Origin of the sequence: Burkholderia sp. MS455, assembly GCF_016899445.1 — a bacterium.
In the GTDB taxonomy this organism is placed as follows: Bacteria; Pseudomonadota; Gammaproteobacteria; order Burkholderiales; family Burkholderiaceae; genus Burkholderia; species Burkholderia pyrrocinia_C.
In genome coordinates, this window is sequence record NZ_CP041779.1 from 2521410 (window position 1) to 2541786 (window position 20377).

At 66.2% G+C, this 20377-nt stretch carries 20 protein-coding genes; 14 read left to right on the plus strand and 6 right to left on the minus strand.

All coding sequences use genetic code 11. The annotated features are described in order from the left end of the window. Window positions 1–146: 146 nt before the first annotated feature. From FPJ27_RS30735 to FPJ27_RS30745, 3 genes are all read left to right on the plus strand, one after another. On the plus strand, window positions 147–659 hold the full coding sequence (locus FPJ27_RS30735; protein WP_175962887.1) for a hypothetical protein: 513 nt from the start codon (window positions 147–149) through the stop codon (window positions 657–659). Between the two features lie 381 nt (window positions 660–1040). Beyond that, complete coding sequence (locus tag FPJ27_RS30740; protein ID WP_072440706.1) at window positions 1041–1682, plus strand: carbonic anhydrase; 642 nt, start codon at window positions 1041–1043, stop codon at window positions 1680–1682. Between the two features lie 37 nt (window positions 1683–1719). Continuing rightward, window positions 1720–3270: a SulP family inorganic anion transporter gene (locus FPJ27_RS30745; RefSeq protein WP_204423943.1), complete on the plus strand. Its 1551-nt coding sequence runs from the start codon at window positions 1720–1722 to the stop codon at window positions 3268–3270. 72 nt (window positions 3271–3342) lie between these two features. On the opposite strand, the gene FPJ27_RS30750 is transcribed toward FPJ27_RS30745, so the two are convergent. The 6 genes from FPJ27_RS30750 to FPJ27_RS30775 form a co-directional block, all read right to left on the minus strand. Then, a complete protein-coding gene (locus tag FPJ27_RS30750; protein WP_034184878.1) occupies window positions 3343–4887 on the minus strand; it encodes a 2-isopropylmalate synthase in 1545 nt (514 codons plus the stop codon). A 312-nt stretch (window positions 4888–5199) separates the two neighbouring features. Continuing rightward, window positions 5200–6072 (minus strand): CDP-diacylglycerol--serine O-phosphatidyltransferase, encoded by an 873-nt coding sequence (gene pssA, locus FPJ27_RS30755; RefSeq protein ID WP_034184877.1) that lies wholly within the window; start codon window positions 6070–6072, stop codon window positions 5200–5202. A 15-nt stretch (window positions 6073–6087) separates the two neighbouring features. Then, window positions 6088–6732: a phosphatidylserine decarboxylase gene (locus FPJ27_RS30760; RefSeq protein ID WP_034184876.1), complete on the minus strand. Its 645-nt coding sequence runs from the start codon at window positions 6730–6732 to the stop codon at window positions 6088–6090. Between the two features lie 127 nt (window positions 6733–6859). Continuing rightward, window positions 6860–7876: a ketol-acid reductoisomerase gene (gene ilvC / locus FPJ27_RS30765; RefSeq protein WP_047898620.1), complete on the minus strand. Its 1017-nt coding sequence runs from the start codon at window positions 7874–7876 to the stop codon at window positions 6860–6862. 104 nt (window positions 7877–7980) lie between these two features. Then, entirely contained in the window at window positions 7981–8472 is a 492-nt protein-coding gene (gene ilvN, locus FPJ27_RS30770) for an acetolactate synthase small subunit (RefSeq protein WP_006750445.1), read from the minus strand. 112 nt (window positions 8473–8584) lie between these two features. Further along, complete coding sequence (locus FPJ27_RS30775) at window positions 8585–10348, minus strand: acetolactate synthase 3 catalytic subunit (RefSeq protein ID WP_072440714.1); 1764 nt, start codon at window positions 10346–10348, stop codon at window positions 8585–8587. A 355-nt stretch (window positions 10349–10703) separates the two neighbouring features. Between FPJ27_RS30775 and FPJ27_RS30780 the strand changes: the two genes are divergently transcribed. The 11 genes from FPJ27_RS30780 to FPJ27_RS30830 all read left to right on the plus strand — a co-directional run bounded on the left by FPJ27_RS30780 (window position 10704) and on the right by FPJ27_RS30830 (window position 20214). Continuing rightward, window positions 10704–11267: an RNA polymerase sigma factor gene (locus tag FPJ27_RS30780; RefSeq protein WP_175962883.1), complete on the plus strand. Its 564-nt coding sequence runs from the start codon at window positions 10704–10706 to the stop codon at window positions 11265–11267. Continuing rightward, a complete protein-coding gene (locus FPJ27_RS30785; RefSeq protein WP_072440718.1) occupies window positions 11264–11704 on the plus strand; it encodes a DUF3619 family protein in 441 nt (146 codons plus the stop codon). Before FPJ27_RS30780 ends, FPJ27_RS30785 begins: the two co-directional genes overlap by 4 nt. Before the next feature lie 26 nt (window positions 11705–11730). After that, window positions 11731–12492, plus strand: coding sequence for a DUF3106 domain-containing protein (locus FPJ27_RS30790; RefSeq protein ID WP_175962881.1), 762 nt, complete (start codon window positions 11731–11733; stop codon window positions 12490–12492). Between the two features lie 6 nt (window positions 12493–12498). Then, window positions 12499–13005: an RDD family protein gene (locus FPJ27_RS30795; RefSeq protein WP_204423945.1), complete on the plus strand. Its 507-nt coding sequence runs from the start codon at window positions 12499–12501 to the stop codon at window positions 13003–13005. 224 nt (window positions 13006–13229) lie between these two features. Further along, window positions 13230–14168: a UDP-2,3-diacylglucosamine diphosphatase gene (locus tag FPJ27_RS30800; RefSeq protein WP_072440724.1), complete on the plus strand. Its 939-nt coding sequence runs from the start codon at window positions 13230–13232 to the stop codon at window positions 14166–14168. 29 nt (window positions 14169–14197) lie between these two features. Continuing rightward, window positions 14198–15232, plus strand: a complete 1035-nt coding sequence (locus FPJ27_RS30805; protein WP_072440726.1) for a glycosyltransferase family 1 protein — start codon at window positions 14198–14200, stop codon at window positions 15230–15232. After that, entirely contained in the window at window positions 15229–15765 is a 537-nt protein-coding gene (locus tag FPJ27_RS30810; RefSeq protein ID WP_204423948.1) for a diacylglycerol kinase, read from the plus strand. The genes FPJ27_RS30805 and FPJ27_RS30810 overlap by 4 nt, the downstream gene beginning before the upstream one ends. A 206-nt stretch (window positions 15766–15971) precedes the next feature. Beyond that, entirely contained in the window at window positions 15972–16730 is a 759-nt protein-coding gene (locus tag FPJ27_RS30815) for a TetR/AcrR family transcriptional regulator (protein WP_072440730.1), read from the plus strand. Further along, a complete protein-coding gene (locus FPJ27_RS30820; RefSeq protein ID WP_034184865.1) occupies window positions 16727–17308 on the plus strand; it encodes a TIGR00730 family Rossman fold protein in 582 nt (193 codons plus the stop codon). Before FPJ27_RS30815 ends, FPJ27_RS30820 begins: the two co-directional genes overlap by 4 nt. A gap of 22 nt (window positions 17309–17330) precedes the next feature. After that, window positions 17331–18092: an SDR family oxidoreductase gene (locus FPJ27_RS30825; protein WP_204423950.1), complete on the plus strand. Its 762-nt coding sequence runs from the start codon at window positions 17331–17333 to the stop codon at window positions 18090–18092. Window positions 18093–18321: 229 nt separating this feature from the next. Then, window positions 18322–20214: a glycosyl transferase gene (locus FPJ27_RS30830; protein ID WP_204423953.1), complete on the plus strand. Its 1893-nt coding sequence runs from the start codon at window positions 18322–18324 to the stop codon at window positions 20212–20214. Window positions 20215–20377 lie beyond the last annotated feature (163 nt).

Below are 20377 nucleotides of genomic sequence, written 5' to 3' on the forward strand. Positions count from 1 at the left end.
CGAGAAGCGCGGATCATAGGCCGGCGCCCCTGCCGGCCGCAAGCGCGACAGCGTCGGCGATCCGTACCGATTTTTTGCGACGCGATGTGCCGTCGTGCGCCGTCCGTGATAAAACGGAACCTGTTTCCGTATTCTGGAGAATCCCCATGCGCATACGCATTCCCGCGCGCCTGCCGGTGCTGCTCGCCTGTGCCGCCGCACTGCTGGCCGGTTGTGCGCAACCGTGGCAGCAATACCAGGCGGGCCAGGACGAGTCGGCGATCGTCGCGCGCATGGGTCCGCCGCGCGAGATCTACGACCTGCCCGGCGGCGGCAAGCGCCTGATGTGGCCGACCCAGCCGATGGGCGAGGTCACGATCGCGGCCGATGTCGACGCGTCCCACAAGATCGTCAACGTGCGCCAGGTGCTGCAGCCGAGCGAGTTCTATCGTGCGGAGATCGGCAAGTGGACGAAGACCGATGTCCTCGTCAATTTCGGGCGCCCCGTCGAGACGTCCTACTTCCCGCTGATGAAGCGCGAGGTGTGGACGTACCGGTATCTCGAGGACAACGTCTGGTACATGATGTACAGCTTCTACTTCGATCCGCAGGGCATCCTGCGCATCACGCAGAAAACGCCGGACCCGCTGCACGATCCCGATCGCCGCAACCTGTTCTGACCGATTACGCATTTACGCGCAATTTTCACAATGGCCATTCACGAATTATTGCATGAATGGCCATTCCTTTTTTCCGCCATCCGATTAATTCAGGAAATACGACGGAAATCTTTTCCGATCGATGACATTCCGATGCCAATAAGCTGAAATCCCCGTCATGAGGGCCTCTGCGCGAAAACAGGCATGCGCAATGCATGTCATGCGTTGGGTTGGTGCACGCAATGCACTACACCAATCCAATTTGAAACAATTTGTTTCAACACACCCGAAGTGCTAGGGCATACCCCTAATATCAGTCGAAATTCAACCTTTCAATTCAGAAAGAATCCTATTGCGCCATTTCGGCCGATATTTATTTGCCTTTGTCATAAAGGAGTCCTCATGAACCGCCCCAAGAGCATGCTGGTTGCCAACATTGCCTGGGCCCGCGAGACGCGCGAACACACGCCCGGCTTTTTCGACGCGCTCGCGCGCGGCCAGAATCCGCGCGTGCTGTGGATCGGATGCTCGGACAGCCGCGTGCCCGCCGAAACCATCACGCACTGCGCACCCGGCGAACTGTTCGTCCATCGCAACATCGCGAACCTGTTCCATCCCGACGACGACAATTCCGCCAGCGTGCTCGAGTATGCGGTGCGCGTACTGCAGGTCGACCACGTGATCGTGTGCGGGCACTACGGGTGCGGCGGCGTGCGTGCGTCTCTGCTGCCGCCGCCGTCCGAGCTGCCGCACGTCGCACGCCGCATCGCACCGCTCTGCGCGCTCGCGCGGCGCCATCGCGACACGCTCGACGGGCTCGACGACACGGCCGCCGCCGACCGCCTCGCCGAGCTGAACGTGCTCGAACAAGTACGGCTGCTGCGCGCGTCGCCGATCGTGCGCGGCCGGGAACGGCCGCCGCTCGTGCACGGCTGGATCTTTTCGCTCGCCGACGGCCGCCTGCAGGAACTCGATTCCGGCTACGCGACGCCGCCTGCCAATGTCGAGCCCGCGCAGGCCGCTACGGCCGCCGCGCTCGGCTGATTCCCCCGTCCCCTACGCCAATGAAATCGCCCCAACCATGAAACTGAACGAGCGCCTGTCCACCCTGCCGCGCGACATCGTCGCCGGCATCGTCGTTTTCCTCGTCGCGCTGCCGCTCTGTCTCGGCATCGCCAATGCATCCGGCGTCGAGCCGTTCGCCGGGCTCGTATCCGGCATCGTCGGCGGCATCGTCGTCGCGCTGCTGAGCGGCTCGTCGTTGTCCGTCAGCGGGCCGGCCGCCGGCCTCGTCGTGATCGTCGTCGAAGGGATCGCGCAACTCGGCAGCTTCTCCGCATTCCTGCTCGCGGTGCTGCTGTCCGGCGTGCTGCAGTTCGGATTCGGCATGCTGCGCGCCGGCCGCTTCGCCGCCTACGTGCCGTCGCCCGTCATCAAGGGCATGCTCGCCGCAATCGGCCTGCTGCTGATCGTGAAGCAGATTCCGTTCGCGTTCGGCATCGGCGGCTCGGGCGCGCAATCGTTTGCGAACTGGCCGGGCCTGCCGGTCGCGTGGGCCGCCACGGCCATCGCGCTCGCATCGCTCGCACTGCTGGTCGCGTGGGACACGCCCGCGCTGCGCCGCTTCGCGCTGGTGCGTTCGGTGCCCGCACCGCTCGCGGTCGTCGTGCTGGGCATCGGCGCGACGCTCGTGCTGGGCCTCGTCGCGCCGTCGGTCGCGCCGGGCGCCGCCCATCGCGTGACGCTGCCCGAGCTCGGATCGTTCGCGGCTTTCGCGGCATCGCTCAAGCACGCGGAGCTTGGCCCGAACTTCGCGCAGCTCGTCAATCCTGACGTGTGGCGCGTCGCGATCACGCTCGCGGTCGTCGCGAGCCTCGAGACGCTGCTGAGCCTCGAAGCGGTCGAGCAGATCGACCCGAAGCGCCGGCCGACCCAGCCCGACCGCGAACTGAAGGCCCAGGGCGTCGGCAATCTCGTCGCGGGCGCGTTCGGCGGCCTGCCGATCACCTCGGTGATCGTGCGCAGCTCGGTCAACGTCAATGCAGGCGCGCAAAGCCGGATGTCGGCAATCGTCCACGGGATGCTGCTGCTCGCGAGCGTGTTCGCACTCACCGGCCTGATCAATCTGATCCCGCTCGCGAGCCTCGCCGCGATCCTGATCCACACGGGCTTCAAGCTCGCGAAACCGGCGCTGTTCCGCTCGGTGATGAAGCAGGGGCCGGCCGCGTTCGTGCCGTTCGCCGCGACGATCGCCGGCGTGCTCGCGGTCGACCTGCTGTTCGGCATCGCGCTCGGCCTCGCATGCAGCGTGCTGGCGGTCGCCGCCGCGAACCTGAAGAGCCCCGTCACGCTCGCGCAACACGACGATCACTTCCTGCTGTCGTTCCGCAAGGACGTGTCGTTTCTCGGCAAGGTGCAGGTCAAACACCACCTGCGGCACATTCCGGACCGGGCGGCGGTCATCATCGACGCGACGCGCGCCGACTACATCGATCACGACGTGCTCGAACTGCTCGACGCGTTCGTCGCCGATGCGCCGCGGCGCGGGATCGCGGTCGAGTTCCGCCGACGCAGCCCGGCGCCCCGCCCGGCCGCGCGCCGCTGGCTGTTCCGCGCACCGGCCGCCGAATGAGCGGCAGATGAAAAAACGCCCCGGCGGCGCAGGGCCGCACGGGGCGTTTCGGTGATGCGCAGCGCGCGGCGCTTACGAGCGCTGCGGGTTGAGCTTGTCGTCCTTCGAATGCAGCTTGTTCAGCGCGGAGATGTACGCCTTGGCGGACGCGGCAACGATGTCCGGATCGGTGCCGACGCCGTTGACGATCCGCCCGCTCTTCGACAGCCGGACGGTCACTTCGCCCTGCGCCTGCGTGCCGGTCGTGATTGCATTCACCGAGTACAGCAGCAGTTCGGAACCGCTGCCGACTTCGCCCTCGATCGCGTTGAACGTCGCATCGACCGGACCGTTGCCGCGCGCCTCGCCGGTCACTTCCTTGCCTTCGACCGCGAACACGATCTTCGCCTGCGGCTGCTCGCCCGTTTCCGAACGCTGCGACAGCGACACGAACTTGAAGTGTTCCTGCTCGTGCGCGAATGCAGATTCCTCGGACACGATCGCAATGATGTCCTCGTCGAAGATCTCGGCCTTGCGGTCGGCCAGATCCTTGAAGCGCATGAACGCGGCGTTCAGTTCCGCTTCGCTGTCGAGCGACACGCCGAGCTCCTGCAGGCGCTGCTTGAACGCGTTGCGGCCCGACAGCTTGCCGAGCACGATCTTGTTCGCGGACCAGCCCACGTCTTCCGCGCGCATGATCTCGTAGGTGTCGCGTGCCTTCAGCACGCCGTCCTGGTGGATGCCCGACGCGTGCGCGAATGCGTTCGCGCCGACCACCGCCTTGTTCGGCTGCACGACGAAACCGGTGATCTGCGACACGAGCTTCGACGTCGGCACGATCTGCGTTGTGTCGATGCCGACGTCGAGGCCGAAGTAATCCTTGCGCGTCTTCACGGCCATCACGATCTCTTCGAGCGACGTGTTGCCCGCGCGCTCGCCGAGACCGTTGATCGTGCACTCGACCTGACGCGCACCGCCGATCTTCACGCCCGCGAGCGAGTTCGCGACGGCCATCCCGAGGTCGTTATGGCAGTGCACCGAGAAGATCGCCTTGTCCGAGTTCGGAATGCGCTCGCGCAGCGTCTTCACGAGGTTGCCGTAGAGCTCCGGCACGCCGTAGCCGACCGTATCGGCGATGTTGATCGTCGTCGCGCCTTCGGCGATCACGGCTTCCAGCACTCGGCACAGGAAATCCAGGTCGGAGCGGCTGCCGTCTTCCGGCGAGAATTCGATGTTGTCGGTGAACTTGCGTGCGAAACGCACCGCGAGGCGTGCCTGCTCGAACACCTGGTCGGGCGTCATCCGCAGCTTCTTTTCCATGTGCAGCGGCGACGTCGCGATGAACGTGTGGATCCGGAAGCTGTTGGCCGGCTTCAGTGCGTCGGCCGCGCGCTGGATGTCCTTGTCGTTGGCCCGCGCCAGCGAACAGATCGTGCTGTCCTTCACGAGACCGGCGATCGTGTGGATCGCGTCGAAATCGCCGTTCGAGCTGGCCGCGAAGCCGGCCTCGATCACGTCGACCTTCATCCGCTCGAGGTTCTTCGCGATGCGGATTTTCTCTTCCTTCGTCATCGACGCGCCGGGCGATTGCTCGCCGTCACGCAACGTCGTATCGAAAATGATCAGCTTGTCTGTCATGGGGGGCTCCAGGGCTTTTTATACGGAAGTCAAACGTAATGAGATCGCGCCACCGCTGGCGACGCTCAACAACAGACGAGGCTTGACGGAGGGCGGGAACGGTCAGCGCGGCAGGCGCGCCAAAGCTAGCGCGCGTAGCGGCGCACCGGCTAGAAGGAGGGAGAGGCGGGAAAATGCAGTCATGCCGAAGACTATAGCGACATTCCGCTGGGCGCGCAATCGGACGGCACCCCGGGGTCCGGCGGCCCGGCTTGAAAAAGGGGCAAATGAAAACGGCGGCCTCGCGGTCGCCGTTTTAGGGCAAATCGTGCGTCAGTGATCGCGCTGCGACGAGCGCGCCGGATTCGCGCGCCCGCGGATCGCCATGTAGGCCCAGAACACGTAGCCGGACAACCCGTACAGCACGAACAGGCAGAACAGCATCAGCGGCGGGTCGGACGACACGAGCACGAACGCGACGACGACGAGCAGGATCGCCGCGAACGGAACGCGGTGCCGCACGTCGAGCGCCTTGCCGCTGTAGAACGGCGCGTTCGACACCATCGTCACGCCCGCATAGATCGTCAGCACGAACGCGACCCACGGCAGCCAGCCGAGCTTCATCGGCACGCGGTTGTCGGTCGCGAGCCATACGAAGCCCGCGATCAGCGCGGCGGCGGCCGGGCTCGGCAGCCCCTGGAAGAAGCGCTTGTCGACGACGCCGATGTTCGTATTGAAGCGGGCGAGGCGCAGCGCGGCGCCCGAGCAGTAGACGAACGCGGCGAGCCAGCCCCAGCGGCCGAGATCCTTCAGCACCCACTCGTACATCACGAGCGCGGGCGCGACGCCGAACGACACCATGTCCGACAGGCTGTCGAACTGCTCGCCGAACGCGCTCTGCGTATGCGTCATGCGCGCGACGCGCCCGTCCATCCCGTCGAGCACCATCGCGACGAAAATCGCGATCGCGGCGATCTCGAAACGCACGTTCATCGCCTGCACGACCGCGAAGAAGCCGCAGAACAGCGCGGCGGTCGTGAACGCGTTCGGCAGCAGGTAGATGCCGCGCGTCTTCAGGAACCGCTGGCGCGAAGCGCGGCGGCTCTCGATGGGCACCGGATCGGGCGCCATCCCCTTGTTGCGGCGGAACGGGCGTGGCGTCTGGCTGGTGCCGTTGCGCGACCGGCGCGGTTTGAATGCGGCCATCGTGCGCCCCGCCGCTTACTGTTCGAGCTCGGCGAGGATCGTCGACGACGCGTAGACCTTCTCGCCGATCGACACCTTCGCGCGGCTGCCGATCGGCAGGTATACGTCGACGCGCGAACCGAAGCGGATGAAACCGTAGCGCTGGCCGCGCGACAGCGGTTCGCCGGCGCGCACGTAGCAGAGAATCCGGCGGGCGACGAGACCCGCGATCTGCACGGCGGTGACGGTCTTGCCGCTCGCCGTCTGGATCACGACCGCGTTGCGCTCGTTCTCGGTCGACGCCTTGTCGATCGCCGCGTTCAGGAACGCACCCGGGAAGTACTCGACCTTCGTGATCGCGCCATCGACCGGCGAACGCTGCGAATGGACGTTGAAGACATTCATGAACACACTGATCTTCAGCGCTTCGCGGTTCGCGTACGGATCCTGCGAGGTCTCGACCGCGACGATGCGGCCGTCCGCCGGGCACAGCACCGCGTTCGGCTGCGCCGGGATCGGGCGCTGCGGATCGCGGAAGAACTGGACGACGAAGGCGAGCAGCAGCCAGAACGGCCACGCGAAGCCGAAGCCCCCGACGGCGTGGATCAACAGCGCGATGACGGCAGCAATCGCGATGAACGGCCAGCCTTCGCGCGCGATGATCGGATGAGGATAGTTCATGGATTCGTTCTGTGTTCGGTGAATTGCAAAGCCCGTAGCATAACAAAAGCCGCCCGGGGCACTGCTGCCTTCGGACGGCTTTTTGATGCCGACCCTCCACTCGAAGGGCCGGAACAGCACGCGGTGCTTAGTTCTTCGTCTGGTCGACGAGCTTGTTCTTCGCGATCCACGGCATCATCGCGCGCAGCTTCGCGCCGACCTGCTCGATCTGGTGCTCGGCCGTCAGGCGGCGGCGCGATTGCAGCGTCGGAGCGCCTGCCTTGTTCTCGAGAATGAAGCTCTTCGCGTACTCGCCCGTCTGGATGTCGGTCAGGCACTGCTTCATCGCCTTCTTCGTCTCTTCCGTGACGACGCGCGGGCCCGTCACGTACTCGCCGTACTCGGCGTTGTTCGAGATCGAGTAGTTCATGTTCGCGATGCCGCCTTCGTAGATCAGGTCGACGATCAGCTTCAGTTCGTGCAGGCACTCGAAGTACGCCATTTCCGGCGCGTAGCCTGCTTCGACCAGCGTCTCGAAACCTGCCTTGATCAGCTCGACGGTACCGCCGCACAGCACGGCCTGCTCGCCGAACAGGTCGGTTTCGGTTTCTTCACGGAAGTTCGTCTCGATGATGCCTGCACGGCCGCCGCCGTTCGCCGCCGCGTACGACAGCGCGATGTCGCGTGCCGCGCCCGACTTGTTCTGCGCAACCGCGATCAGGTGCGGCACGCCGCCACCTTGCGAGTACGTGCCGCGCACGGTGTGGCCCGGTGCCTTCGGCGCGATCATGATCACGTCGAGGTCGGCGCGCGGGATCACCTGGCCGTAGTGGACGTTGAAACCGTGCGCGAACGCGAGCGCCGCGCCCTGCTTGATGTTCGCGTGCACTTCCTTCGCGTACACGTCGGCGATCTGCTCGTCCGGCAGCAGCATCATGACGACGTCCGCGCCCTTCACCGCTTCCGCGACTTCCTTGACCGACAGGCCGGCGTTTTCGGCCTTGCTCCACGACGCGCCGCCCTTGCGCAGGCCGACCGTCACGTTCACGCCGCTTTCCTTCAGGTTCAGCGCGTGTGCATGGCCTTGCGAGCCGTAGCCGATGATCGTGACTTGCTTGCCCTTGATGAGGGAGAGGTCGGCGTCTTTGTCGTAGAAAACGTTCATGATGGTTCCTTCGCTAATTCAAAAATTCAACAATTCGTTCGGATGGAGTACTGCGAGCCGGGACATGACGGCGCACCCGGCGTGCCTCTTCGGCATTTTCGGCATCAAACCTTCAGGATGCGCTCGCCGCGTCCGATGCCGGAGCTGCCGGTACGCACGGTCTCGAGGATCGCGCTCGCGTCCAGCCCCTGGATGAATGCGTCGAGCTTGTCGCTCGCGCCCGTCAATTCGATCGTGTAGGTCTTTTCGGTCACGTCGATGATGCGGCCGCGGAAAATGTCCGACATCCGCTTCATTTCTTCGCGCTCCTTGCCCACTGCACGTACCTTGATCAGCATCAGCTCGCGTTCGATGTGTGCACCGTCGGTCAGGTCCACCACTTTCACCACCTCGATCAGGCGGTTCAGATGCTTCGTGATCTGTTCGATCACGTCGTCGGAGCCAATGGAAACGATGGTGAGCCGCGACAGCGATTGGTCTTCGGTCGGCGCCACCGTCAAGGTTTCGATGTTGTAGCCGCGTGCGGAAAACAGACCGACCACGCGCGACAGCGCGCCCGGTTCGTTCTCCAGCAGGACGGAAATGATGTGTCTCATGTTCGCTTCTTCCAGAATGTGTCCGTGTCGATTCACTCGCGCCGCGCGCCGCCGCGTGCCGCACCGCCCTTCGTGAAGGCGGCCGCATCGGGCTCAAGCGCGCGTCGCGCCGTTACAGATCTTCCGATCCGAGCAGCATCTCGGTGATGCCCTTGCCGGCCTGTACCATCGGCCAGACGTTTTCGGTCGGATCGGTCTGGAAGTCGAGAAACACGGTGCGATCCTTCAGGCGAAGCGCTTCCTTCAGCGCCGGCTCCACATCCGAGGTCTTTTCGATCCGCATGCCGACATGGCCGTACGCTTCGGCGAGCTTCACGAAATCGGGCAGCGCATCCATGTACGAATGCGAATAGCGCTTGCTGTATTCGATCTGCTGCCACTGGCGAACCATGCCGAGGTAGCGGTTGTTCAGCGAAATGATCTTCACGGGCGTGTCGTACTGCAGGCAGGTCGACAGTTCCTGGATGCACATCTGGATCGAGCCTTCGCCCGTGATGCACAGCACGTCGTCGTCCGGGTGCGCCATCTTGACGCCCATCGCTGCCGGCAGGCCGAAGCCCATCGTGCCGAGGCCGCCGGAGTTGATCCAGCGACGCGGCTTGTTGAAGCGGTAGAACTGTGCGGCCCACATCTGGTGCTGGCCGACGTCCGAGCACACGAACGCATTGCCGTCCGTCAGCTCCCACGCCTTCTCGACCACGTACTGCGGCTTGATGATCTCGCTTTCGCGGTCGAACTTCAGGCAGTCCTTCGCGCGCCAGCCCTCGATGTCCTTCCACCATTGCGCGAGCGCCTCGGTGTCGGGGCCATGCTCGGCCGTCTGCAGTTGCTCGATCAGCTCCTTCAGCACTTCCTTCACGTCGCCGACGATCGGGATGTCGACCTTCACGCGCTTCGAGATCGACGACGGGTCGATGTCGATGTGGATGATCTTGCGCGGACGCGACGCGAAGTGCGCCGGGTCGCCGATCACGCGGTCGTCGAAGCGGGCACCGATCGCGATCAGCACGTCGCAGTGCTGCATCGCCATGTTCGCTTCGTAGGTGCCGTGCATGCCGAGCATGCCGAGGAATTTCTTGTCCGACGCGCGATAGCCGCCGAGGCCCATCAGCGTGTTCGTGACCGGGTAGCCGAGCAGGTCCGCGAACTGGTTCAGTTCGCGCGACGCGTCGGCGAGGATGATGCCGCCGCCCGTGTAGATATAGGGACGCTTCGCCGTCAGCAGCAGCGACACGGCCTTGCGGATCTGGCCCGAATGGCCTTTCGTAACGGGGTTGTACGAACGCAGCGACACGCTCTTGACCGGCTCGTACTGGCACGGCGTCTTCGAGATGTCCTTCGGAATGTCGATCAGCACCGGGCCCGGACGGCCGGTGCGGGCGATATAGAACGCCTTCTTGACGGTTTCCGCGAGGTCGCGCACGTCCTTCACGAGGAAGTTGTGCTTCACGCATGGGCGCGTGATGCCGACCGTGTCGCACTCCTGGAATGCGTCCTGGCCGATCGCGGCAGTCGGCACCTGGCCGCTGATCACGACCATCGGGATCGAATCCATGTAAGCCGTCGCGATGCCGGTCACCGCGTTGGTGACGCCCGGGCCCGACGTCACGAGGCAGACGCCGACATTGCCGGTGGAACGCGCATACGCATCGGCTGCGTGCACGGCCGCCTGTTCATGGCGCACCAGCACGTGCTGAATCTTGTCCTGCTTGTAAAGCTCGTCGTAGATATAGAGAACCGAGCCGCCGGGGTAGCCCCAGATGAATTCGACGTTCTCGTCGGCCAGTGCCTTCATGAGCACGGTGGCGCCGATGGAGTCGCTATCGGGAGGGGAAAGGGGTTCCGACGTGGAGAATTCCGCGCTGGGCATGTTCATTTTGACCTTTCGAATTTTCGGCAAAAAATTGATCGGGTGCTCTCTGCCGGGCTTGTGGCTCGGGTTCAAGCGGCGCGTCCAGTTTGAAGGGCGGGCTTCTTGGGCCAGCCTCAAATGAGACCATCACTTCATGTTGCGAATCGCTGACGATAGCGGGTCGTGATTAGGTCGTCAAGCAAAATATCCCGCACCGCATCATGCGCGCCGCCCGGCACCCCACCGCCGCGGCTCGCGCGCAACGCGCGGCGCCCAACCCGGTGCCAACCAGAGCGAAAATTTGTTAGCATCCGCGGGTTTTACGAAATTTTTCGACCTTTTACACCACGCAGCGGCCCGCAGCGCATACCTTCACGGAATGGCATCAGACAAGGAACTCGCCGACTTTCTGGCGGGCGTCGAAAGGCGCGCGTTCAAGCAGGCTGCGTACGCGGTGCGTGACGACGATGCGTCGCTCGACATCGTGCAGGACGCGATGATCAAGCTGGCCGAAAAATACGGCGACCGGCCGGCGGCCGAACTGCCGCTGCTTTTTCAGCGGATCCTGCAGAACGCGATCCACGACTGGTTCCGCCGGCAGAAGGTTCGCAACACCTGGGTCACGCTCTTCTCGTCGCTGAACAACACCGACGACGAAGACTTCGACCCCCTCGAAACGCTCGAATCCGCGAACGACAACGCGGGCGTCGAGAGCAGCGAGCACCGCCTCGAAAGAGAGCAGGTTCTGGCCCTGATCGACGAAGAAATCCAGAAACTTCCGGCGCGTCAACGGGAAGCGTTCCTGATGCGTTATTGGGAAGATATGGATGTCGCCGAGACTGCCGCCGCAATGGGGTGCTCCGAAGGCAGCGTCAAGACGCACTGCTCACGAGCCACCCACACCCTGGCGCAAGCGCTCAAGGCCAAAGGAATCACGCTATGAGCTCCGCTCCCGCAAACCGAGAACACGAATTCGCGCTGAAGGTGCGCCGCGCGCTGGACGAGCGCGCGGCCGCACTGCCTGCCGCGACCACCGATCGGCTGGCCGTCGCCCGCCGGGCTGCGCTCGCGCGCAAGAAGCCCGAGCCCGCGACCGCGCCGGTGTTCGTGCCGGCCTTCGCCGGCGCGGCCGGTGCCTACGGCCCGGCGCCCACGAGCCGCCCGCAGGCCGGCCGCCCGTACGCGTCGTTCGCGCGCCGCCTGCTGCGCGCGTGGCCGCTCGCACTGCTGCTCGCGGGGCTCATCGGCATCGCCTACTGGGAAGACATGCAGCGCACCGCCGAACTCGCCGACATCGACGCGGCGATGCTCAGCGACGACCTGCCGCTCAACGCGTATCTCGATCACGGGTTCAACGCGTATCTTTCGCACGCTCGCTAACAGACAATAACGAGGGGATCGCACGGGTGAGTCAGAAGCGCGGCCTGGCCGTATTTTTCGGATGCGTGATCGCGATCGCCGTTTCCTACGTCGCCACGTATTCGCGATTCCACCCGCCCCCCGCGACGACTACCGTCGCGGCTACCAGTCCTGCCGCGCCCGCATCGGCCGCGACCGGGCTGACCGCCGACCTCCCGCCACTGCCACTGCCGCTGCCGGCCGCCACCGGTCCGCTGTCGTGGGCGCGCCTCACGCCGGCGCAGCACGCGGCACTCGCGCCGTTCGCCGACCAGTGGGACGGCTTCAGCGACGCCCGCAAGCGAAAATGGCTGAAGATCGCGTCGCGTTTCGCGAAATTGACGCCGGATGACCAAAAACGCCTGCAGGACCGGATGTCCGAATGGGCGCGGATGACGCCCGAGCAGCGCCGCGTCGCGCGCGAGAACTACCAGAGCGCGAAGGAGCTTTCCGCGCAGGCGCGCGAGCGCGCGTGGAAGGCCTACCAGCAACTCCCCGAGGAACAGAAGGAACGTCTCGCGGCTGCCGAGCGCCGCCGCCGGCCGAGCGTCGTCAGCGCGCCGCCGACCGTCGCCGACCGTGACGTTCGCCGCCTCGTCAATTCGCACGAGCACCCGGCAAGCGGTGCAGCCCCCGCACCGGCGCCCGCCTCGGCCAGCGCCTCCGTGCCGCCGGTGCCCGCGTCGTCGACGGCCGGCGCCGCGTCGGTGCCCGCTGCGGTGGCACCGGTGTCGCCCGCCGACGCGCCTTCGCTGTTCAGGGGCTCCTGAGCGGCCGTGGCGAACGCCCGCGCACCCGAGACTCCGGCCGCCGCGCCGTCGGTGCGGCGGCGCCTCGCCGCGCTGCTCTACGAAGGCGTGCTGCTGTTCGGCGTCGTGTTCTTCGCGGGGCTCGCGTTCAGTCTCGCGACGCAGCAGCGCAACGGCCTAGTCCATCACAACCTGCTCGCCGCGTGGATCGCGCTCGTCGTCGGCGCGTATTTCGTCTGGTTCTGGACCCACGGCGGCCAGACGCTGCCGATGAAGACCTGGCGGCTGCGGCTCGAATCGTCGAGCGGCCGGCCGCTGAGCGCCGGCCATGCGCTCGTGCGCTATGCGCTCGGCTGGCTGTGGTTCCTGCCGCCGCTCGCGCTGCATCCGCTCCTCGGCCTGTCGGTGCCGGTCACGCTGGCGCTCACCGCCGCGTGGATCGTCGCGTGGGCCGGCGCCGCCCGGCTGCACGCCGGCCGCCAGTTTCCGCACGACCGGATCGCGCGCACGCGCGTCGTCGCCATGCCGCGCTGACGCGCCACATTCGCCAGACGAAATCAGTTCGCCCAAGCCTTTCCCGCGTCGCCCGACGCGCCTGCCGGACAACCGCCGACCGTTCGGTGCGGCAGATTACGCAACGCCTTTCATTCACTGCTAAACACCCTGCATAGGTCGTAATAAGAACGTCTCGTGACTGTCATGGCACAGTCACGCCCGCATGGCGGAATGCCGGTAATGTCAACCGGCGCGAGTCATGCATGGGCCAGAAACCGTCCGCGACCTCCCTGTTCCGTCACCCGCTCGGCGCTCGCGCCGCCACCGCTTTCCTGTCCGGCTCGGGCGCAACCGATGGCCTGGCGTCGCAAGAACCACCTGCCGTACACGCCACGCGGCACGACGACCCCGACCCGTCCGCGCATCGCTACCGCACCATCTGGCTGTCCGACATCCACCTCGGCTCGAGCGGGTGCCAGGCGCCGTACCTGCTCGACTTCCTGCGTCACAACGATTCGGAATACCTGTACCTCGTCGGCGACATCATCGACGGCTGGCAGTTGAAGAAAGGCTGGTACTGGCCGCAGGCGCACAACGACGTCGTGCAGAAGATCCTGCGCAAGGCGCGCAAGGGCACGCAGGTCGTCTACATCCCCGGCAACCACGACGAAGGCGCGCGGCAGTTCTGCGACCTCGCGTTCGGCGATATCCAGGTGCGCGGCGAGGCGTTCCACACGACGCTCGCGGGCAAACGTTTGTGGATCGTGCACGGCGACCTGTTCGACGGCGTGATCCAGCACGCGAAATGGCTCGCGTATCTCGGCGATACGCTCTACACGCTGATCCTCGTGCTGAACCGCTGGTTCAACCGGATCCGCAGCCGGCTCGGATTCCAGTACTGGTCGCTGTCGCAGTACCTGAAGCACCAGGTCAAGAACGCGGTCAACTTCATCTCGCAATTCGAGACCGTGATGACCGACGAGGCGCGCCGCCGCGGCTGCGACGGCGTCGTGTGCGGTCACATCCACAAGGCGGAGATCCGCGACATCGACGGCGTGCTGTACTGCAACGACGGCGACTGGGTCGAAAGCCTGTCCGCGCTCGTCGAAACGATGGAAGGCGAACTGAAGATCGTCTACTGGACGGTGATGCGCACCGCACCGTCGGAGACCACGTCGCGCAAGGCCAAGGCCACTGCCTGACACAACCCTACTTACAGGACAATGCCGCGATGAAGATCATGATCGTCACCGACGCGTGGGAACCGCAGGTCAACGGCGTCGTGCGCACGCTGAAGAGCACCTCGCGCGAACTCACTGCGCTCGGCCACCGCGTCGAACTGCTGACGCCGCTGGAATTCCGCACGGTACCCTGCCCGACCTACCCCGAGATCCGCCTGTCGATCCTGCCGTACCGCAAGCTGCGCGCACGGATCGACGCGTTCGCGCCCGACGCGCTGCACATCGCGACCGAAGGCCCGCTCGGCCTCGCCGCGCGACGCTATGCGCGCTCGCGCAAACTGCCGTACACGACCGCGTATCACACGCGCTTTCCGGAATACGTGCAGGCGCGCTTCGGCATTCCGCTGGCCGCGACCTACCGCTTCCTGCACTGGTTCCACGGCCCGTCGCTCGCGGTGATGGCGCCGACGCCGGTCGTCAAGGAAGACCTCGAGAAGTTCGGCTTCACGAACGTCGTGCTGTGGACCCGCGGCGTCGATCTCGACATCTTCCGCCCGATGGAGTCGAAGGTGCTCAACACCGCGCGGCCGATCTTCCTGTACGTGGGCCGTGTCGCGATCGAAAAGAACGTCGAGGCGTTCCTGCGTCTCGACCTGCCCGGCTCGAAGTGGGTCGCGGGCGAAGGCCCCGCGCTCGCGGAACTGAAGTCGCGCTATCCGGAGGCGAACTATCTCGGCGTGCTGTCACAGGCCGAACTCGCGAAGGTGTATGCTGCGGCCGACGTGTTCGTGTTCCCGAGTCGCACCGACACGTTCGGCCTCGTGCTGCTCGAGGCGCTCGCGTGCGGCACGCCGGTTGCCGCGTATCCCGTCACGGGCCCGATCGACGTGCTCAGCGGCGGCGACGCCGGTGCGATGCACGAGGACCTGCAGGAAGCCTGCCTCGAAGCGCTGAAGATCGAACGCACGACCGCGCGCGCGTGGGCGGAACGCTTCTCGTGGCGCGCGGCGTCCGAGCAGTTCGCATCGCATCTGAAGCCGCTGCCGAAAACCGCGTACTCGCCAGCCGAAGGTGCCGCCGTTTGAAACGAGACCTGAACGACAAGACCCCGCCCCCCGCCGCAACGCAGCAACGGCACCGCCCGTTCGACGAGGAGGAGCCGCATGGCGACACGGACGCGCACGCGTCCGAGCCGCTCGGCCCCGACGATCAACTGACGCCGCTGCCGCCGAATCCGTACAAGCGCCACCGCGGCATCACGCGCGCATGGTACGCACTCAAGCATTCGCTGAACGGCTTTCGTGTCGCGATCCGCGAGGAGAGCGCGTTTCGCCAGGAGCTCACGCTCGCCGCGCTGATGCTCCCGATCGGCGCGTTCGCGCCGGTGCCGGCCGCATCGCGCGCGCTGCTGATCGCCTCGGTGCTGCTGGTGCTGATCGTCGAACTGCTGAACTCGAGCGTCGAGGCCGCGATCGACCGCATCTCGCTCGAACGCCACGAACTCTCCAAGCGCGCGAAGGACCTCGGCAGCGCGGCCGTGACGGTCGCGCTGTTCGCGTGCGTGACGACCTGGGGCTTCGTGCTCGGCCCGGCCGTCGCGCGCTGGCTCGGCTTCTAGCCGGCTGCCCGCCGCGCGCGTTGCGCATCGCCTGCGTGCGGCGCTGCACCATCCGTCGCACGGGGCCGCGATCACGAAATGCGCCCGATGTGGCGAAACCCCGGTTTATAATCGTCCGCCAGACATAGAACAGCAACCCGCGCCGGACGAATCCCGCAGCATCGATTGCAGCGCCCGCCAGTCCGGCACACACAGGGCCGGACGACATGGAAGCGAAACCTCCCCGCCGCACCCGCGAACGGATTCTCGAGTTGTCGTTGAAACTCTTCAACGAGATCGGCGAGCCGAACGTCACGACCACGACGATCGCCGAGGAAATGGAAATCAGTCCAGGCAACCTGTACTACCATTTCCGCAACAAGGACGACATCATCAACAGCATCTTCGCGCAGTTCGAGCAGCAGATCGAACGGCGGCTGCGCTTTCCCGAAGATCATCGTCCGACGATCGACGAAACCTGGTCGTACCTGCAGTACATGGCCGATTTCATGTGGACCTACCGGTTCCTGTATCGCGACCTCAACGACCTGCTCGCCCGCAACCGCACGCTCGAGACGCACTTCAAGCAGATCATCAGCCACAAGGTGCGCTTCGCGCGCGAGATGTGCGAGCTGCTCGTGTCCGACGCCGAGATGGTCGCGACGCCCGCCGAGATCGAAGTCATCGCCACCAACATGGCCGTCATTTCGACGTACTGGCTGTCGTATCAGTACGTGATGCATCCGCGCAAGTACAACGACCAGGACGCGATTCGCGAGGAACTGCACCAGGTCAGCATGCACGTGATCTCCGTGATGGCGCCGTACCTGCGCGGCCGTTCGCGCCAGCTGTTCGACGACCTGGTCTCCGGCAAGCTGCCGAAGCGCCAGTTCACCGACTACCTGCCGCCGCGCGACGGGTCGCCGCGCCCCGCCGGCGGGCCGGTCGCCGTTGGGCAGGCCCCCGCCAAGGATTCCAAGCAATGAAGGCAGTCTGCGTTTACTGCGGCTCGTCGTCCGGCGTGCGGCCCGTCTATGCCGACGCCGCGCGCGCATTCGGCCGCGCGCTCGTCGGTGCGGGCCTGACGCTCGTGTACGGCGGCGGCCGTGTCGGCCTGATGGGCGTGATCGCCGACGAAGTGATGGCGGCCGGCGGCCGTGCGGTCGGCGTGATCCCCGAACTGCTCGTCGACAAGGAAGTCGGCCATACGGGGCTGTCGGAACTGCACGTCGTGCCCGACATGCACCACCGCAAGAAAATGATGGCCGACCTCTCGGACGCGTTCGTCGCGATGCCCGGCGGCGCCGGCACGCTCGAGGAGCTCTTCGAGGTCTACACGTGGGCGCAGCTCGGCTATCACCGCAAGCCCGTCGCGCTCTACAACATCGATTCGTTCTACGATCCGCTGATCGCCCTGCTGCGTCATACGGTCGACGAGGGTTTCATGCGCCCGGCCTATTTCGACGCGCTGTGCGTCGATTCGGAACCGGTCGAACTGATCGAGCGGCTGCGCCGCTATCAACCGCCCGCCCGCGACAAGTGGGCGCCCGACGCAGCGAAGTAACCGTCCCCGGGAGCCGCACGCGATGACCGCACCGTCCGGCCGCAAGGCCGTCCTCGTCACCGGCGCGAGCCGCGGCATCGGCCGCGCGACCGCCGTGCTCGCGGCCGAACGCGGCTGGGACGTCGGCATCAACTACGCGCGCGACGCGGCGGCAGCCGAACGCACCGCGCAGGCCGTCCGCGATGCGGGCGGCCGTGCGTGCGTCGTCGCGGGCGACGTCGCGAACGAAGCCGACGTCGTCGCGATGTTCAACACCGTCGCGGCCGCGTTCGGACGCCTCGACGCGCTCGTCAACAACGCGGGCATCGTTGCGCCGTCGATGCCGCTCGCCGACATGCCGGCCGACCGGCTGCGGCGGATGTTCGACACCAACGTGCTCGGCGCGTACCTGTGCGCGCGCGAAGCCGCGCGCCGGCTGTCCACCGACCGCGGCGGCCAGGGCGGCGCGATCGTCAACGTCTCGTCGATCGCCTCGCGGCTCGGCTCGCCGAACGAATACGTCGACTACGCGGGCTCGAAAGGCGCGGTCGATTCGCTGACGATCGGTCTTGCAAAGGAACTCGGCCCGCACGGCGTGCGCGTCAACGCGGTGCGCCCCGGCCTGATCGAGACCGAAATCCACGCGAGCGGCGGCCAGCCGGGTCGTGCTGCCCGCCTCGGCGCGCAGACGCCGCTCGGCCGCGCGGGCGAAGCGCACGAAATCGCCGAAGCGATCGTCTGGCTGCTCGGCGACGCGGCGTCCTACACGACGGGCGCCCTGCTCGACGTCGGCGGCGGCCGGTAACCGCACGCGCGGCACATCAAAACCGTCACCCGAAGCGACCTGTCGTCACGGCGCCACAAATCTCCACAATTTCGTGACGGTTTCAGTAAACATTCGTAACAGTTCCGTGATTTACTAGCGGCCAGCCAGACAGGCGCCGTAAACGCCTGTTTTCTTGCCACCATGATGTGGCCCTTATCGGTCCGGCCCATGTCGCCGAACCGGCTCGACTCGACCCGAGATCTTTTCCATGCCTGGAACCGCAGCGCCCGGCCGGCGACGCACGTCGGTGCCCGCTCCGGCCCCGCACACCCGCTCAACCGCCGACGCCGACCTTACCGCGACGCTTGAAGCCGCCGGCACGCCCGTCATGGCCGCGACCGCCGCGACCAGCACCGCGCGCGACCGCTCGCTCCTGCTCGGCTGGCGCGCGTGGCTGCTCGCCGCTGCGCTGGTCTGCGCGTATGTGCTGCCCGGCGTGCTCGGCCACGATCCGTGGAAACAGGACGAAACCTACACGTTCGGCATCATCCAGCACATGCTCGAGACCGGCGATTTCGTCGTGCCGACCAATGCCGGCCTGCCGTTCATGGAAAAACCGCCGCTTTACGCGTGGGTCGCGACCAGCCTCGCGTGGCTGCTGCAGCGCGTGATGCCGCTGCACGACGCGGCACGGCTCGCGAGCGCGCTGTTCGCCGTACTCGCGTTCGGCTTCATCGCGCGCGCGGCGCGCATCGCCAACCGCGCGGACAACTGGTTCGACCTGCGTGTGATCGGTCCCGTCGTGCTGAGCGCGGGCACGCTCGTCGTCATCAAGCACATGCACGACATGATGACGGACGTCGCGCTGTTCGCCGGCACGGCAATGGGCTTCTGCGGGCTGCTCGAACTCGTGATGCGGCACGTCGCGCACGCGCAGCAGATGCGGCACGGGCTGCCGGTCCGGCCGTCGGGCCGCTGGGCCGCGCCGATCTTCGGCGCGGGCGTCGGCATCGCGCTGATGGCGAAGGGGCTGTTCGTGCCGCTCGTGTTCGCGGCCACGCTCGTCGGCGCGCTGGTGCTGTACCCGGCCTGCCGCACCCGCTCGTTCGCGCGCGCACTCGGCGTCGCCGCGCTCGTGTTCGCGCCGTTCGCGCTGATCTGGCCGACCGCGCTGTTCCTGCGTTCCGAGACGCTGTTCATGACGTGGTTCTGGGACAATAACGTCGGCCGCTTCTTCGGCTTCTCCGTCCCCGAACTCGGCGCGGAAAACGACAAGCCCTTCTTCATCCTGCGTGCATTCCTGCTCGTCGGCTTCCCGGTCGCGCCGCTCACGATCGTCGCGCTCGCGCGCGGTGCGTGGCGCGACTGGCGCATGCCGCGCATCGCGCTGCCCGTGCTGTTCGCCGGCGTCGGGCTCGTGGTGCTGCAGGTGTCCGCAACGTCGCGCCAGCTCTACATCCTGCCGTTCTTCGCGCCGCTCGCGCTGGTCGCCGCGCAGGCGATCGAACGCATTCCGCGCACGCTGCATCTCGCGTGGGATTACTTCAGCCGCGTGCTGTTCGGTACGGCCGCCGCACTCGCCTGGGGCATCTGGGCAGTAATGGCCGATCCGGCCGCGTCGCGCGCAGATCTCGCGCTGCTCGGCCGCTGGCTGCCGCTCGACTGGACGATGCCGATCGAGCCCGCGCTTGTGGTCGGTGCGCTCGCGCTGACGGTCGGCTGGCTGACGCTGCTGCCGAAGCTGCGCACGACGGGCCTCTGGCGCGGCGCGCTGTCGTGGGGCGCCGGCGCAGTCGTCGCGTGGGGGCTCGTCTATACGCTGCTGCTGCCGTGGCTCGACGTCGCGAAGAGCTACCGCTCGGTGTTCGACGACCTGAACGCGCATCTCGCGCTCGAATGGAACGACGGCGACTGCATGGCGAGCCTGCACGGGCTCGGCGAATCGGAAGCGCCGATGCTGTACTACTTCTCCGGCATCCAGCACACGCCGATCGACGACGCGAAGACGACGCGCTGCACGTGGATGATCGTCCAGGGCGTGCGGGCCGTCGATCCGGCGCCAGGCAGCGAATGGAAACTGTTCTGGACGGGCGCGCGCCCGGGCGACAACGAAGAACTGCTGCGCGTCTACGTGCGCACGCCCGAACAGCACCTGCAGTGACGCAAGACGGCGCGACGCGCCGTCTTGCCCGACTTCATCTCCGGCAAAAAGGTTGAGACCGGCCGCCCGAGCAGCGCCGCCGGCCAGTTTCGCCGATCGCCAACGCAACCGCGCGAATCTGCGGGCTTGCCCCCTCCTCGTCACTCACGCGACCGCCCGGATC